The sequence below is a fragment of the Granulosicoccus sp. 3-233 genome (genome assembly GCF_052681095.1).
Map to the genome: position 1 here is coordinate 691,248 of NZ_JBQYLE010000002.1, position 16,471 is coordinate 707,718.

A 16,471-nucleotide genomic window follows, 5' to 3' on the forward strand; every position below is an offset into this window, starting at 1 on the left:
GATGATCAATCATCCAGGCGCTTGCCGGTATCCGCGTCGAAAACATGTTGCGCAGCCGGCGGCACATCGAACTGCAGAGCCGGCCCGATGGAGGCTTCGCTGTGAACGCCCTGCAGGCTGGCAACCAGTGCCTTCCCGGTTCCCGACAGGAATCCATGTACCAGTGTGTTGGATCCCAGCTGCTCGACCATGGAGGCCTCCAGAACCAGTGGGCCGTTTTCATCAAGTACCAGATGTTCCGGCCGAATGCCCAGCTGGACCGGGCCGGTGGTTCGAGTTTCGCTGGCGATGAACGCACCGTTTTCCAGAGTGATGCCGCCGCTGCCTGCCGTGCCGCTCAGCATGTTCATGGAAGGGCTGCCGATGAAATCGGCGACGAATCGGGAAGCAGGTCTTTCATAGAGTTCGATGGGTGTGCCGAACTGTTCCACATGCCCGCCGTTGAGCACCATGAGCCGATCACCGAGTGTCATCGCCTCGACCTGGTCGTGGGTGACATAGACCGAGGTGACTCCCAGTTCACGTTGCAGTTTGCGGATCTCCAGTCGCATCTGCACCCGCAATTTGGCATCCAGATTCGACAGAGGTTCATCGAACAGGAACACGGCGGGCTTGCGCACGATGGCACGTCCCATGGCGACACGTTGTCGTTGTCCGCCCGAGAGCTCGCGAGGTTTGCGCTTCAGGTAGTCACTGAGCTGCAGCAGTGAGGCGGCCTTTTCCACCCGATCGCGTATCTCCTGTTTGCCCAGTCTGGCAATCTTCAGGCTGTAGGCCATGTTGTCGAACACACTCATGTGCGGATACAGTGCGTAGTTCTGAAACACCATGGCGATATTGCGTTCCATGGGCTCGAGCTTGTTGACGACCTGACCGTCGATACTGATGGAGCCATCGCTGATGGTTTCCAGACCGGCAATCATGCGCAACAAGGTGGACTTGCCGCAGCCGGATGGGCCGACGACGACAATGAACTCCTTGTCGGCGATGTCGATATTGACGCCGTGGATGATTTCATCGCGACCATAGGACTTGCGGACGTCGTTGAGTGTGACAGTTGACATGTGCGTGCTTTATTTCTCGGTTTCCACCAGGCCTTTGATGAAGAGTTTCTGCATGAAGACGACGACCATCACCGGAGGCAACATGGCCAGCAGAGCCGTTGCCATGATCAGCGGCCAGTCAGTCAGATCATCTCCCGACGGAAACATCTGCTTGATGCCCATGACGATGGTGTTCATCTCCGGGTCGGTAGTCATCAGCAGGGGCCACAGATACTGGTTCCAGCCATAGATGAACAGGATGACGAACAGGGCTGCAATGTTGGTACGTGACATCGGCAGAAGGATATCGATGAAGAAACGCATGGGGGACGCACCATCGACTCGGGCCGCTTCAGCCAGTTCATCGGGCACGGTCATGTAGAACTGCCGGAAAAGAAAGGTGGCAGTCGCCGATGCAACCAGGGGCAGTATCAGTCCCGAGTAGCTGTTGAGCATGCCGAAATCGGCCACCACCACATAGGTGGGCACGATTCTCACCTCGACCGGCAGCATCAAGGTCATGAAGATGAGCCAGAAGAACAGTCCACGCATCGGGAAGCGGAAGTAGACGATGGCAAAGGCGGACATCAGCGAGATGATGATCTTGCCGATGGCGATACCCAGCGCCATGATCATGGAGTTCATCAGCATTCGCCACACGGGTGCGTTGATGCCGGAGAACAGTGCCCGCGTGTAATTCTCGACCAGCTGATTGCCCGGTAGCAATGGCATCGGTGGCCGAACCAGTTCGGCCTGGGACACCGATGAGGCGACAAAGGCCAGATAGATCGGAAAGCAGACGATACCGATACCGATGATCAGTCCCAGATGAATCAGCCAGGTGGCCTTGCCGGTTTTCTCTACCATGCCACTCATCAGTAGTGCACCCGTCGTTCGATGAACTTGAACTGTATGATCGTCAGCAGTCCGACCACGACCAGCAACACGACCGACTGGGCCGCCGATGAGCCCAGATCCTGGCCAACGAAGCCGTCGGCAAATACCTTGTAGACCAGGATGGTAGTGGCCTGCTGCGGACCGCCCGAGGTAATGGTGTGGATGACGCCGAAGGTCTCGAAAAAGGCGTAGACGATGTTGACCACCAGCAGGAAGAAGGTGGTGGGGGACAGCAGGGGAAAGACGATGGTCCAGAATCGCCGCCAGAAATGTGCGCCGTCGATGGCCGCCGCCTCGATGACGCTTTTGGGCACGGCCTGCAGACCGGCGAGGAAGAACAGGAAGTTGTAACTGATGCGCCCCCAGGAGGAGGCCAGCACGACCAGCCACATGGCCTGGCCACTATTGAGCTTGTGATTCCAGTCGTAGCCCATCAGATCCAGATACCAGCTGGCGATGCCGACATTGGGGTTGAACATGAACAGCCACAGCACACCGGCCACGGCGGGCGCCACGGCATACGGCCAGATCAGGAAGGTGCGGTAGGTGCCCGCGCCCTTGATGATGCGATCGGCCATGAGGGCCAGCCATAGTGCCACGCTCATCGACACCACGGTGACCAGAATGGAGAACACGGCCGTGGTCTTGAACGAGGCCAGATAATAGGGGTCGGAGAACAGGTATTCGAAATTGCCGAAGCCGACGAATTGCGATTTCAGGCCGAACGGGTCGGGGATGAAGGCCGACTGATAGATGGCCTGGCCGGCTGGCCAGAAGAAGAAGACCGCCGTGATCAGAGCTTGCGGCAGTATCAACAGGACCGGTAGTCGCCAGCCCTTGAAGGTCACGCGTTTATCCACGGACAGTGTCGTCGGTTGGTTGCTGAAAGTAAGGTTGCGGGTAGCGGCTGTAGCAGAGCACTCCGCTGCGGAGACCCGAAGGACGCCGCAGCGGAGTGGCCCGGGATCTACTTGTTGGCCTGTTCGAATCGACGCAGCAGCTGATTGCCACGGCTGACCGCACTGTCAAGTGCGGTCTGAGCGTCCTTGTCGCCTGTCCAGACGGCTTCGAGTTCTTCGTCGATGATGCCGCGGATCTGATCGAAACTGCCCAGTCGCAGTCCCTTGGAGTTGCCGGTAGTGGGCTTGCTGGTCATCTGCAGGATGGCAATGTCGGTGCCCGGGTTCTCTTCGTAGAATCCTTCAGCCTTTGTCTGCTCATAGGCTGCGGTAGTGATGGGCAGGTAGCCCGTGTCCTGATGCCACTTCGCCTGTACATCCGAGCTGGACAGGAAGTTCAGGAACTGTGCGACACCCTTGTATTCCTCGGCTTCATGACCGTTGAGTACCCACAGTGAAGAACCACCGATGATGGTGTTCAGAGGCGCTGTCTCGACGTTCGACCAGTAAGGCAGGGGACGAATCTCGAAGTCGAATTCCGCTTCGGCCTTCACACCAGCGTAGCCGGCAGAGGATTCGGTGAAGAACGCACACTCACCGGCACGGAAATTGGCGCCACCTTCGTTGCGTCGGCCGGCGTACATGAATTTGCCATCCCTGGCCCAGTTGCCCATGGCCTGAATGTGCGCCACCTGCAGGGGGCCGTTGAAGGCCAGCTCGGTGTCGAGTCCGGTAAAGCCGTTTTCCTTCGTGGCAAACGGGACATCGTGATAGGCCGAGAGATTCTCCAGATGCACCCAGCTCTGCCAGGCGGTGGTCAGAGGACAGTCGCTACCGGCTTCCTTGATCTTGTCCATTGCCGTATCGACCTGTTCCCAGGTTGTCAGGTCCATGTCCGGATCCAGGCCAGCTTCGCTCAGCGCATCACGATTGACGTACAGGACAGGTGTTGACGAGTTGTACGGCAGGGACAGCATTTCGCCTTCAGGCGTGGTGTAGTAGCCCTTGACTGGCGCCAGGTAGGCATCGGCATCGAAGTCGGCCCCACTTTCCTTCATGACTTCATGGACTGGCTTGATGGCGCCCTGAGCGCTCATCATCGTGGCGGTACCCACTTCGAATACCATGAGGATATGCGGCTGCTCACCGGCACGAAAGGCGGCGATACCCGCGTTCAGCGCTTCGGAATAGTTGCCCTTGTGGGTGCCTACAACGACGTAGTCTTCCTGTGACGCATTGAAGGTTTCGATCTGTTCGGCAAGCAGGTCACCCAGGCGACCGGTAAATGCATGCCACCACTGAATTTCCGTGGCAGCGGTGGCCGGAATGGCGGTGCTGCCCATGGCCAGCGCCACTACGGTTCCTAGCAGAGTCTTCTTCATGTTCGATTCCTACTGTGTTGGAGGGGATACAAGGCTGCGCACTAGAACATGAGTGAGAGCATAACTCAAGTCGTATTGATACTGAATTGTTGCATCATCAGAAGGGCATGACAGGGTCGTGACGGCCCGGTTACCGCTGTGTGATGGCTCGGTTGCAAGCGTGTGAAACGAGTCGGGCTGGACGCCGAATCCGCATGGATGCGACCGGGGATGGCGACTGGCATGATGTCCGTTGCAAGCCCCTGCCATCCTCTGCGTTGTTCCACAGGGGCGGAAATCGCTTAGACTGAGCGGCAGGATCGAACATCACACCCGGAGATAAATATCATGCTGAAACCATCCGTCTGCGCGCTGAGCGTGTCCGCAGCGATCACCCTGGCAGCGGGCCTGCCTGCAGTGGCAGCGGCCGATCCGGTCAAGGTCGGCATGATCACGACGCTCTCGGGCGGGGGCTCCGGTCTGGGTATCGATGTGCGTGACGGCTTTCTGCTGGCCATTGGCGAGAACCCGGATGTCGAGGTGATCATCGAAGACGACCAGCGCAAACCGGATGTCGCCGTGCAGATTGCCGACAAGATGATTCAGTCCGACAAGGTCGATGTACTCACCGGCATCATCTTCTCCAATCTGGCCATGGCGGTGATTCCCGCAGCGGTCAATCAGGGCAAGTTCTACCTCTCGCCCAATGCCGGACCGTCGGCACTGGCGGGCAAGGGCTGTCACGAGAACTATTTCAACGTGGCCTGGCAGAATGACAATCTGCACGAAGCGGCCGGTGGCTACGCCAATGCCGAAGGGTTGAAGAATACCTTCATCCTTGCGCCGAACTACCCGGCAGGCAAGGACGCTCTGACGGGCTACAAGCGCTACTACGAAGGGGAGCTGGCCGGTGAGCTGTACAGCAAACTGGGCCAGACTGATTACGCGGCCGAAATTGCGCAGATTCGGGCATCAGACGCTGACAGTGTCTTCTTCTTTCTGCCCGGCGGCATGGGGATCAGCTTCATGAAGCAGTGGGACCAGTCGGACATCGATCTGCCGGTCATCGGACCTGCATTTTCGTTCGACCAGGGCATTCTGGGTGCCGTGGGCGAAGCAGCCCTGGGCGTGAAGAACACCTCGCAATGGTCGAAGGATCTGGACAACGAGGCCAACCAGGCCTTCGTCGCGGCGTTCGAGGCAAACCATGGTCGCCTGCCATCGCTGTATGCCTCGCAGGGCTACGATACCGGCAAATTGTTGCTCTCGGCCATGGCCAAGGCTGATGTCGATGATGCGGACGCCTTTCGGGCTGCTCTGGAAGAGGCGGATTTCGACTCCACCCGTGGCAGTTTTGCCTTTGACAACAGCCATCATCCCATCCAGGACATCTACGTGCGCGAGGTGGTCGCGGAAGGTGATGTGCTGACCAATCGCATCGTGTCGACCGCGCTGGAGCAGCATTCGAACGTCTATGCTGCCGACTGCAAGATGTAGTCTGGTCTGAGACGGGCAGGTCTTTCATGGGCTGACCATGAGTACGAGTCTTTTCATCGAACAGCTGCTCAACGGCCTGCAGTTCGGCGTCATGCTGTTTCTGATGTCGGCTGGTCTGACCCTGGTGTTCGGCGTCATGGGGCTGATCAATCTGGCTCATGGTTCGCTGTACATGGTGGGTGCGTTTGCCGCCGCGGCCGTGGCGGGATGGAGTGGTTCCTTCTGGCTGGGGCTGGTGGCCAGTCTGATGGCAGCCGCACTGGCCGGCGCCCTGGTGGAAATGGTGGTGCTGCGCCGACTCTATCAGCGAGATCATCTCGATCAGGTGCTGGCCACTTTCGCACTGATACTGATGTTCTCGGAAGGCACTCGCTGGCTGTTCGGAGCCTTTCCGCTGTATCTGGATGTACCCGAGATACTTGCCGGCTCTGTACATTTGCCGGTGATCGATATCGTCTATTCACGCTACCGCCTGGCGATCATCGTTTGCGGGGTCGTGATCGCCTGCGCACTGTATCTGCTCATTGCCAGAACCCGTCTGGGTATCAGGATCAGGGCCGGGCAGAGCGATCGACAGATGATCGCGGCACTGGGCGTTGACATATCGACGTTGTATACGATCGTGTTTGCCCTGGGCGCAGCGCTTGCCGGTCTGGCCGGAGCGCTGGTGGGTGCCATACAATCGGTAGAGGTCGGCATGGGAGAGCCGGTGTTGATCCTGGCCTTCGTGGTCATTGTCATTGGCGGTATCGGCTCCATCAAGGGCGCGTTGATCGGCGCCATCATCGTGGGCCTGACCGATACCATGGGACGCTTTCTGCTGCCTGTGTTCTTTCGACAATTCCTGGACAATGCAGCGGCCAGCTCGGTGGGATCGGCTCTGGCCTCCATGCTCATCTACATCGTCATGGCCTTGATACTCATCATCAAACCGTCGGGTTTGTTCGGCAAGCCGGCATGAGTTCACGGGAATCGTCAATCAGCGTATTCTGTCTGCTGGCGCTGACTGGTGTGGCGTCGCTGGCCCTGTGGCTGGATGAGCCTTACATCATCACGCTGGCCACCAAGGTCTGTATCCTGGGGATGGCGGGCGTCGGCCTGAACCTGGTCCTGGGTTATGGCGGACTGGTGTCATTCGGGCACGCCGCGTTTTTCGGCATCGGTGGCTATGTGGCGGGCATTCTGGCCAGCCATGCGCTGAACTTCGAACCCATCATGCAATCGCCCTGGCTGCTGGAAGGCACTACCCGCATGCTCGTCATCTGGCCGATTGCGGCGCTGGTCTGCGGTCTGTTTGCCTGGTTGATCGGTGCCCTGTCGCTGCGTACCAGCGGCGTGTATTTCATCATGATCACGCTGGCCTTTGCACAGATGATCTATTACTTTGCCATCAGTTGGCCCAGCTATGGTGGGGAGGACGGCTTGTCGGTCTATCTGCGCAGTACCTTTCCGGGGCTGAACACGATGACAGGCATTCATTTCTTTGCCATTGCTCTTGTCTGGCTGATGCTGGCCATGGGCGTCTCAAGTCGCCTGGTGCAGTCCCGGTTCGGGCTGGCTTTGCAGGCTGCCAGGCAGAATCCGGTGCGGGTCTCGGCCGTCGGAATCTCCCCCTACAAGGTGCAGCTGACGGCATTCGTCATCTCCGGCATCATCACCGGCATAGCCGGTGCCCTGTACACCGATCTGAATCGCTTCGTCAGTCCCTCGGTGCTGGGTTGGCATACCTCGGGCGAAATCATGGTGTTCGTGATCCTGGGTGGAGTGGCCAGACTGGCAGGGCCCGTCGTGGGAGCTGCTGTTTTCATCCTTCTCGAGCAGACGCTGGGTGGCTGGAGCGAGAACTGGCAGTTCTGGCTCGGTGCGGTGCTGGTCGTGGTCGTGCTCTACGGGCGCGGCGGTATCATCGGCCTGCTGGACCGGGGAGCTGCACGTGGCTGACAGTGTTGATCAGACTGGCGATGATGCGCTGATCGAAGTGCGACATCTGTACAAGCGCTTTGGCGCCGTGAATGCCTGCGAGGATGTCTCGCTGGATTTGCGACGTGGCGAGATTCATGCCCTGATCGGCCCGAACGGTGCGGGCAAGTCGACCCTGATTCGACAGATCAGTGGCCAGTTGCGCCATGACAGTGGACAGATTCTGCTGGCTGGCAAGGACATCGGTGATCTGAGCATGACCGAACGGGCTCGCGCGGGACTGGCGCAAAGCTTCCAGGTATCGATGGTCATTCCCGAATTCTGCGTGCAGCAGAACGTGATGCTGGCAGTGCAGGGCAAGTCGGGCAGCACCTTCCGCTTCTTTGGCAGAGTCGATCGACAAACCGTCCTGATCGACAAGGCGCGCGATTTCCTGGCGCAGGTGGATCTGCTGGATCGAGCGTCGATCATCGCGGCCGAGCTCAGTCATGGTGAACGTCGCAAGCTCGAACTGTGCATGGCCCTGGCCATGGAGCCACGAGCCTTCATTCTGGATGAGCCCATGGCCGGTGTTGGTGCCGCGGGCTCCAGAGCGATGACCCGTCTGTTGGCTTCGTTGAAACTCAAGGCACCGGTGCTGCTGGTCGAACATGACATGGATGCGGTGTTCGCGCTGGCTGATCGCTTGTCGGTGCTGGTCTATGGGCGCATCATCGCAACCGGTACGGTTGCCGAGATTCGGCGGAACCCCGAGGTGCGTGAAGCCTACATGGGCAATGTCGATGAGCCTGAAAACGAGTCGCTCGAATGAACTGCTTGCTGGACGTCGGTGAACTACAAGCCTGGTATGGGCTGACTCAGGTTCTGTTCAACGTCGACTTGCGTATCGAGCAAGGGCAGGTCGTGTCACTCATGGGGCGCAATGGCATGGGTAAATCCTCGACCATCAACGCCATCTGCGCAATGGTTGACAGGCGTGAAGGTCGGATCGACATGCAGGGAAAATCCATCATGGCTCTGCCCTCGCACCGGATCGCGCAGGCCGGTATAGGGCTGGTACCCGAAGGGCGCCGGGTGTTTGCCAATCTGAGTGTGCGGGAAAATCTCGTGGCGGCAGCGACCCGAGGCGAATGGGATCTGGCTCGAGTCTACCGACTGTTTCCGCGGCTGGAGGAACGCCACAGTCAGTCCGCTGCCACACTCTCCGGTGGCGAGCAGCAGATGCTGGTCATCGGCAGAGCCCTCATGACCAATCCGCGTCTGCTGATTCTGGATGAAGCCACCGAGGGCCTGGCTCCGATCATTCGTCAGGAGATCTGGGCTGCCATCCGCGCCTTGAAGGCCAACGGCATGTCGATCCTGCTGGTGGACAAGACCGTGCGTGAATTGTTGAGTGTGGCAGATCACTGCTTTATTCTGGAGAAGGGGGCGACCATCTGGTCGGGGCGCCCGGAACAATTGAGCACGGAAATCGCAGATAGTCATCTGGGCGTCTGACAGGTGGCTTTCCGTCAACAAGCAACGAGTCGAACATGCCTGAATTTTCCAACACGGCCTTCATAGACTGGCCAGACGCCTTTGAAAACGGCGCCTATATTCCCGGTGCTGCCGAGATGCCGGCACAATGGGCTCGTGATTCACAGGCCTTGCGCGATCAGCTGTCTGCCGCAGGCCGACTGGATGCAGACATTGCCTACGGCAGCGATGTCAGGCAATGTCTGGATATCGCCAGACCGGAAGGCCAGTCGCAAGGACTGGTGGTGATCGTGCATGGCGGTTACTGGCACAAATTCGACAAGAGCCTGTGGACGTTTCTGGCAAGGGGCTGCCTGGCTCGTGGCTGGAGCGTGGCTCTGCCGTCCTACCGCCTGGCACCGAGCGTCGCGATGGCAGAGATAACGCAGGATATCGTCGATGCTGTCACCTTTGCCTCGCAACGGGTAGAAGGACCCATCCGGCTGACGGGCCATTCGGCAGGGGGACACCTGGTGACTCGCATGCTGAACGAGGATGTGCCGTTGGCATCGTCGATCCTGCAGCGTATGGTGCAGGTGGTACCGATCAGCGGAATCTACGATCTGCGTCCCTTGCTGGCGCATCCGATGAACGAGGCACTGCGGCTGGACATGGACCAGGCAACGGCCGAGAGCCCTGCCTTGCATGCCCCTCGAACAGGCACGCCTCTGACGCTCTGGGTGGGGGCGGAGGAAAGACCTGAGTTTCTTCGCCAGACGCGACTGCTGTGTGAGAGATGGAGTGCACAGCTGCCCGACACCCGGGGTATCTACGAGCCAGGCAAGAATCACTTCAGCGTGATTGACGCTCTGGCAGAGACTGACAGTCCACTGACCGAGTGTCTGTTGCAATCAGTCTGAGCTTCGACAGGCAACCAACCTTTTTCCAACCTTGACGGTTTATCAATGGGGTATTGCGAACCAGTGATTCGCAATTCGACCATAACAAGACTGACGAGGAAGGAAGAGTGATATACGCAGATCCCAATACCGAAGGTGCCGTGGTCAATTTCCGGCAGCGTTACGACAACTATATCGGCGGCGAATGGGTTGCACCGGTCGCCGAGCAGTATTTCGACAATGTCTCACCGGTCAACGGCAAGGTCTTCTGTCAGGTGGCTCGTTCGGATGGCGCCGATGTCGATCTGGCACTGGATGCGGCCCATGCTGCTCGTGAAGCCTGGGGCAAGATGTCGGTAACCGCCCGTTCGAACATCCTGTTGAAGATCGCCGACCGCATCGAACAGAATCTGGAGATTCTGGCCGTGGCCGAGACCTGGGACAATGGCAAGGCGGTGCGCGAAACCCTGAATGCCGATGTGCCGCTGGCCGCGGATCATTTTCGCTATTTCGCCAGTTGCATGCGCGCTCAGGAAGGCAGTATCGGTGAAATAGACAACAATACGGTGGCTTATCATTTTCATGAGCCTCTGGGTGTTGTCGGGCAGATCATCCCCTGGAATTTCCCTTTGTTGATGGCTGCCTGGAAATTGGCTCCGGCACTGGCCGCCGGCAACTGTGTGGTACTCAAGCCGGCCGAGCAGACGCCGGCATCGATTCTGGTGTTCATGGATATCATCGGCGATCTGCTGCCGCCGGGTGTTCTCAATATCGTCAACGGCTATGGCAAGGAGGTCGGCAATGCGCTGGCCACCAGCAAGCGCATTGCAAAGATTGCCTTCACAGGTTCCACCCCGACGGGTTCTCACATTCTCAAATGTGCCGCCGAGAACATCATCCCCTCGACTGTCGAACTGGGTGGCAAGTCGCCCAATGTGTATTTCGAGGACATTCTTGACCAGGAAGACGAATTCATCAGCAAATGCGTGGAAGGCGCGGTGCTGGCCTTCTTCAATCAGGGAGAGGTCTGCACCTGTCCGTCCCGATTGCTGGTACAGGAGTCCATCTACGAACGATTCATCGCCATGGTCATTGAACGGGCCGGTCAGATCAAGCGAGGCAATCCGCTGGATACCGATGTAATGGTGGGTGCTCAGGCGTCCGCGCAGCAGTACGACAAGATTCTCGGCTACATCAGGATCGGCAAGGAGGAAGGCGCCGAAGTGCTGATCGGCGGCGATGTCGAGAGCATGGACGAGCAGCTCGGATCAGGCTTCTATGTGCAACCGACCTTGCTCAAGGGCACCAATGACATGCGAGTGTTTCAGGAAGAGATCTTCGGTCCGGTCATTTCGGTAACCACCTTCAAGGACGAAGCCGAAGCCCTGGCAATTGCCAATGACAGTGAGTTCGGTCTGGGTGCCGGTGTGTGGACACGTGACATGAATCTGTCCTACCGCATGGGGCGTGGCATTGAGGCAGGACGCGTCTGGACCAATTGTTATCACCACTACCCGGCGCATGCCGCTTTTGGTGGTTACAAGAAATCAGGCGTCGGCCGTGAGAATCACAAGATGATGCTCGATCACTATCAGCAAACCAAGAATCTGCTGGTGAGCTATGACATCAATCCGATGGGTTTCTTCTGATATTTCCGATGAGGCAGGTTTGACATGAGTGGTTCGAGGTCGCTGTCCGACAGGGCAGTGGGCCTCGAACCGCTACAGCACTGCATTCTCGAGGCATGCCGGTTTACGAGCAGACTTCCATGGTGGACGGTGGACGGTTGCTTTCGGCCCCGCCTGTCGTGTGCCGCCGGCCAGGCGATGGTCACGGAACAGGCTGGCTCAAGTCAACAATGCCATCAACCTTTCACGGACAGGTGCACTGCCGGCCAGACCCTTGTGCAGCTTGCCGATGAGCAGAGACGTGTCGTCGCAGTGCTCCAGCGAGCGCACCATCAGAGCATCGATACAGCGTCGCCATTCCTCGAGTTCCGGGGCAAGCGATTCGGTGATCAGCGAGCCACGATACAGGCGCATGGCCCGATCGTTGTCCCTGGCCTGCAGGGCCGTCCAGATTTCGATGAAATCAGCGAAGACGTCTACCTGAAGTCGGTAGGGGCGAGAACCGATGTTGCCGACGAGCAGTGCACGCAAACGTGACAGTTCGGCCTTGAGCGTGGAAGTGGAGACGGGAGAGTCACCATACAGCGCGGCATGCAACTGGCTCAGCGTCAAGCCTTGCGGATTGAGTGCCAGCAGACAGAGAATTTCCAGTTGTCGCATCGACACTGCCAGGGTCTTGCCTCTGAAGATCACACGAGCCTGACCCAGGGCGTGGATCTCCAGTTCTGCACGAGGTGCTTCTGCCGGCAGCCGGGATGCAATGGAATTGGCAATGCCGGCAACGGCAGCCTGCCCCATGTGAGTATAGTGTTCCCAGGTGGTCGACATGTCGAGAACCCCCAGACATTCGCGAGTCTGTGGGTGAATGATCGGAGCAGCGTAACAGACCCAGTCACGAACCGAAGACAGGAAGTGTTCGGATGAAAAGACGGTAACCGGCCGACGCAATTCCAGCGACAGGCCTACAGCATTGGTACCGGCCGAAGACTCATCCCAGATCCCGCCTGCCCGGAAATTGACCGATTCGGCCTTGGGGCGCATGAAGCTGCTGGCACTGGTCCACAGCAAGTGTCCACTGGTATCCGCGATGGCGGCGACCATCTCTCCTTCATGCACCAGTTGGTCCATGTTCTCACGCTCTGCCAGGGTTGCCCGGTACAGGGGAGAATCATGCCATTGATGCCGTGTCAGGTAATCATCGGCAACCGGTGCCACCATGGTCTGCCGGGACAGACGGCGTGTGCTGCGTTGCCAGGATTCCATGATGTCCCGATTGACAGCCTCGGCCGCCGTGAGTTGCTTGCCCGACAGAAAGCTGTCCCACTGCGTTTCGATGCGGTTCCTGCGTTGGCACAAAGCCCTGACAGACATTCGATTTCCCCTGAGCCTGGCGGTATGCACGCCGGACGTTGCGCTCCGGGGTGCTCGGTAGTCAGGCAGGGCGTGGTCTACCCCCTGTATCGGACTGGTTGCCGATTCGACCTGACTCGAGCATGGACGCTAGCATGTCTTTCGGGGTTCGCCTATTCTCATTTGGTAGTGGTCGACTTTCCTGCCGCTGCGCGATGGGTGCGGCGGCGCAGCCATAGAAAGATGCCCAGAAACAGGCCGATGATCAGGAAGGAGAAGATCGTTGTCAGTGTGCCCAGCGCATACAGCACGGGTGTGGTGACGCTGGTTGTCATGCCGTAGATTTCCAGAGGCAAGGTGTTGTACGAGCCGGCCGTCAGCAGTGTTCGGGCAAATTCATCGTAGGAAAGCGTAAAGCCGAACAGACCGACGCCAATCAGGCTTGGCGCGATCAGTGGCAGGACGATGTACCGAATGACCTGCCAGTTGCTGGCTCCCAGATCACGCGCCGCTTCTTCATAACGGCTGTCGAACCGATTGAAGACGGCGAACATGATCAGCAGACCGAAGGGGAGAGTCCAGGTCAGTTGTGAACCCAGTCCGGAGGTGGACCAGTGCACATCCATGTCCAGCACGTTGAACAGGATGCCCACGCCCAGCGATATCAGTATGGAGGGGATGATCAGACTGGTAATGATCAGATAGAACACCAGGCTGGATCCGTGAAAACGTCGTCGAAAGGCCATGCCTCCCATCAGCGACACAACGACCGTGACTACCATCACGATCAGACCCAGTGTCAGCGAGCGGCGGAAGGAGCCCCAGATATCGCCCACGGCCTGTTGCTCGAACAGATTGCGAAACCAGTGCAGAGAGCTGCCATTCATCGGAAAGGTGAGGCCTCCGGAAGGGCCCTGGAACGAGAGAATGGCAATCGTGATTGTCGGCCCGTAGAGAAACAACACGAAGAGGGCGAAGAACAGGGCCAGCAGATAGAAGCTGAGGGGGCGTTTGTCACTCATGATCAAAGCTCCTTTCTGATGTCGACAAAGCGCAGCATGATCGAGATCATCAGCAGCACGGTGGCCAACAGAACCACGGCGCTGGCCGAGGCGGCAGGGTATTGCAACAGACCGATCTCGTTGGAAATCAGGCGCCCGACCGAGGCGCTCTGTCCGCCACTCATGAACCGTACGGTAATGAAATCTCCCATGACCAGTGTGACCACGAAGATCGATCCGATCATGATGCCGGGCTTGCTCAGGGGGATGATGACATTGGTCAGAATCTGCGTGCCCGTGGCCCCGGCGTCGCGTGCGGCTTCGATCAGACTGTGATCAATGCGCATCATGGTGTTGAAGATGGGTACGATCATGAACAGCGTGAACAGGTGCACGAAGGCCAGGATGACGGCGAAGTCCGAGAACAGCAGCCATTCCAGTGGCTGCTCGATCACCCCCATGTCCATCAGAGCGCTGTTGGCAATGCCATTTCTGCCCAGAAACGGGATCCAGGAAATCATGCGAATGATATTGGATGTCCAGAACGGTATGGTGCACAGCAGGAACAGTCCGATCTGCACGTACAGGCTGCGGACATGAAACGCCAGAAAATACGCGACCGTAAAGCCGATGAGCAGGGTTGACGCCCAGGTGATGAAGGTGAACAACAGTGTTTTCAGATAGACCGACCAGGTGACGCTGGATGCGAACAGGTACTGGTAGTTCTCGAACTGGAAGTCCGGAAAGTAGCTGTACTCGGTCGAGCTCCAGAAGCTGACAGTGATGATGGCCAGAATGGGCAATACCAGGAAGAATCCCAGAATCAGCACTATCGGGGATAGCTGTAGCCAGCTGATGCCGGACAGACGAAGGCGTTCCGAATTCAAGAAAGGATCTCCGTGGGAAGGTTGCGTGAAGTGCAGAAAGTCGAGACGTTTGCGGGAATGTCCCAACTGCCGGGGAAGCCGCTGCGCCCTGGGAGGCAGGCGCAGCGGAACCGGCAGCTTGCCGTCCGGGGGCCGGACGGCTGATCAGGCTCAGGCCGCGATGAATTCATTCCATTTGCGGATCATGTGCTGATTTTCATCCATGACCGAATTCCAGCAGGCCACACTGCCCATGCGCTGTTCGAAGGAGCCTCCGTCACGCACGGCGCCGGCTTGTTCCATGACGACACCTTGCGGATTGACGATTTCGCCTTCACAGGGTTTGCCTTCGAACCAGTAGCCCCATTCATCGGCTGTCATGAAGTTCTTTGATGTTTCCGGTACGGCGGAATAGTAGCCCTGACGCATCAGATAGCCGCCTACCCAGCCCGAGAGGTACCAGTTGATGTATTCATAGGCGGCATCGAGTTCCAGGCCGCTGAGGTTTCTGGACAGACCGATCCCGCCACCCCAGGAGCGATAACCTTCGTTCAGTGGTTGGTAGACGCAAGGGATACCCTTGGCTCTTACCGCCGAGATGGCAGGGGACCACATGGACTGGATGATCACTTCACCAGAGGCCATCAGGTTTACACTCTCGTCGAAGCTTTTCCAGAACGCCCGGAATTGTCCATTCTTCTTCGCTTCGGTCATGATGGCCAGTGTCTTGTCGATCTCTTCACGAGTCATGTTGCCCTTGTCGCCATAGGTGATCTCACCCATGGCTTCACACACCATGGCTGCATCCATGATGCCGATGGAGGCGATGTCGAGAATGGACGCCTTGCCCTTGAACTGTGGATCGAGCAGCTGTGCCCAGGAGGTGACCTCACCGTCTATCAGATCGGGACGTATGCCCAGGGTGTCAGCATTGTAGATTGTCGGGATCAGCGTCATCCAGCCGGACTCTTCATCGATGAACTGCTTGCCATCGGGGCCGTCGACAAAGCCAACCGAATGGGGAGCCGTACCCTGAGCAATCGTGCTCTCCGGGGTCAGCTTGCCGTCCTTGAAGATGCCGACGATCTTGTCGTAGTTGGCAATCTTGCTGGTGTCCATCGCTTGCAGATTGCCGGCCGGCCAGACTTTCTTGCAGATCCAGTATTCGATATCGGCAATATCGAACGACTTGGGCTGGGTTGCGGCTCTTTGCGCCACCGAGTCCGAATCCAGTGCGGTCATCTCCAGCGTGAAGCCGAGATCTTCCTTGACCTTGTCGGCCACATCGTTGAGATTGGAGACACCTGTGCCGAACTGGCGTAGCGTGACGTTCTTGATGTTCTGAGCCCAGAGCGTCGGCACACCGAATACGGTGGAAGCGGCGACGACTGCACTGGCAGAGGCGCCCTTGAGCAGGCGTCGTCGTTGACGTTCATGCGCGGTGAGCCCGCCACCAGAAATGTCGTGCAGAGCCTTGTTGCCTGTTCCGGGTTGACTGTCTTTCATCATGTTTCCTGTATCGTTGATTGAAGGTGGTTGAAAAAATAGGGGTGTCCGGGCAGCCTGTCGCAGTCGAGCAGTCGAGCAGTCGAGCAGTCGAGCAGTCGAGCAGTCGAGCAGTCGAGCAGTCGAGCAGTCGAGCAGTCGAGCAGTCA

The 16,471-nt window shown here is 58.2% G+C and carries 15 protein-coding genes; 7 read left to right on the forward strand and 8 right to left on the reverse strand.

Annotated elements, in window-relative coordinates:
- Window positions 1-5: 5 nt before the first annotated feature.
- The 4 genes from ugpC to ugpB form a co-directional block, all read right to left on the reverse strand.
- Window positions 6-1,064 carry a sn-glycerol-3-phosphate ABC transporter ATP-binding protein UgpC gene (gene ugpC, locus ACUNV4_RS07890; RefSeq protein ID WP_430877964.1) on the reverse strand — a complete coding sequence of 353 codons (1,059 nt, stop codon included), beginning with the start codon at window positions 1,062-1,064 and terminating at the stop codon, window positions 6-8.
- Window positions 1,065-1,073: 9 nt separating this feature from the next.
- Entirely contained in the window at window positions 1,074-1,919 is an 846-nt protein-coding gene (gene ugpE / locus ACUNV4_RS07895; protein WP_430877965.1) for a sn-glycerol-3-phosphate ABC transporter permease UgpE, read from the reverse strand.
- Window positions 1,919-2,800 (reverse strand): sn-glycerol-3-phosphate ABC transporter permease UgpA, encoded by an 882-nt coding sequence (gene ugpA / locus ACUNV4_RS07900; RefSeq protein ID WP_430877966.1) that lies wholly within the window; start codon window positions 2,798-2,800, stop codon window positions 1,919-1,921. The genes ugpE and ugpA overlap by 1 nt, the downstream gene beginning before the upstream one ends.
- 107 nt (window positions 2,801-2,907) lie before the next feature.
- Entirely contained in the window at window positions 2,908-4,221 is a 1,314-nt protein-coding gene (ugpB, locus tag ACUNV4_RS07905; RefSeq protein ID WP_430877967.1) for a sn-glycerol-3-phosphate ABC transporter substrate-binding protein UgpB, read from the reverse strand.
- A 327-nt stretch (window positions 4,222-4,548) separates the two neighbouring features.
- On the opposite strand from ugpB, the gene ACUNV4_RS07910 reads away from it, so the two are divergent.
- From ACUNV4_RS07910 to exaC, 7 genes are all read left to right on the forward strand, one after another.
- Entirely contained in the window at window positions 4,549-5,697 is a 1,149-nt protein-coding gene (locus ACUNV4_RS07910; protein WP_430877968.1) for an ABC transporter substrate-binding protein, read from the forward strand.
- Between the two features lie 37 nt (window positions 5,698-5,734).
- Window positions 5,735-6,658 carry a branched-chain amino acid ABC transporter permease gene (locus ACUNV4_RS07915; RefSeq protein ID WP_430877969.1) on the forward strand — a complete coding sequence of 308 codons (924 nt, stop codon included), beginning with the start codon at window positions 5,735-5,737 and terminating at the stop codon, window positions 6,656-6,658.
- Window positions 6,655-7,638, forward strand: coding sequence for a branched-chain amino acid ABC transporter permease (locus ACUNV4_RS07920; RefSeq protein WP_430877970.1), 984 nt, complete (start codon window positions 6,655-6,657; stop codon window positions 7,636-7,638). The genes ACUNV4_RS07915 and ACUNV4_RS07920 overlap by 4 nt, the downstream gene beginning before the upstream one ends.
- Window positions 7,631-8,428, forward strand: a complete 798-nt coding sequence (locus ACUNV4_RS07925; RefSeq protein WP_430877971.1) for an ABC transporter ATP-binding protein — start codon at window positions 7,631-7,633, stop codon at window positions 8,426-8,428. The genes ACUNV4_RS07920 and ACUNV4_RS07925 overlap by 8 nt, the downstream gene beginning before the upstream one ends.
- Window positions 8,425-9,114 carry an ABC transporter ATP-binding protein gene (locus ACUNV4_RS07930; protein ID WP_430877972.1) on the forward strand — a complete coding sequence of 230 codons (690 nt, stop codon included), beginning with the start codon at window positions 8,425-8,427 and terminating at the stop codon, window positions 9,112-9,114. The genes ACUNV4_RS07925 and ACUNV4_RS07930 overlap by 4 nt, the downstream gene beginning before the upstream one ends.
- A gap of 35 nt (window positions 9,115-9,149) precedes the next feature.
- Window positions 9,150-9,992 carry an alpha/beta hydrolase gene (locus ACUNV4_RS07935; protein ID WP_430877973.1) on the forward strand — a complete coding sequence of 281 codons (843 nt, stop codon included), beginning with the start codon at window positions 9,150-9,152 and terminating at the stop codon, window positions 9,990-9,992.
- A gap of 107 nt (window positions 9,993-10,099) precedes the next feature.
- The gene (exaC, locus tag ACUNV4_RS07940; RefSeq protein ID WP_430877974.1) at window positions 10,100-11,620 is read left to right on the forward strand and encodes an acetaldehyde dehydrogenase ExaC; all 1,521 of its coding nucleotides are present in this window, start codon (window positions 10,100-10,102) and stop codon (window positions 11,618-11,620) included.
- Between the two features lie 198 nt (window positions 11,621-11,818).
- On the opposite strand, the gene ACUNV4_RS07945 is transcribed toward exaC, so the two are convergent.
- The 4 genes from ACUNV4_RS07945 to ACUNV4_RS07960 all read right to left on the reverse strand — a co-directional run bounded on the left by ACUNV4_RS07945 (window position 11,819) and on the right by ACUNV4_RS07960 (window position 16,322).
- Window positions 11,819-12,970, reverse strand: a complete 1,152-nt coding sequence (locus ACUNV4_RS07945; protein ID WP_430877975.1) for a hypothetical protein — start codon at window positions 12,968-12,970, stop codon at window positions 11,819-11,821.
- A gap of 158 nt (window positions 12,971-13,128) precedes the next feature.
- Entirely contained in the window at window positions 13,129-13,971 is an 843-nt protein-coding gene (locus tag ACUNV4_RS07950) for an ABC transporter permease (protein ID WP_430877976.1), read from the reverse strand.
- Window positions 13,972-13,973: 2 nt separating this feature from the next.
- Entirely contained in the window at window positions 13,974-14,837 is an 864-nt protein-coding gene (locus ACUNV4_RS07955; protein WP_430877977.1) for an ABC transporter permease, read from the reverse strand.
- A gap of 150 nt (window positions 14,838-14,987) precedes the next feature.
- Window positions 14,988-16,322: an ABC transporter substrate-binding protein gene (locus ACUNV4_RS07960; protein ID WP_430877978.1), complete on the reverse strand. Its 1,335-nt coding sequence runs from the start codon at window positions 16,320-16,322 to the stop codon at window positions 14,988-14,990.
- Between the last annotated feature and the right edge of the window lie 149 nt (window positions 16,323-16,471).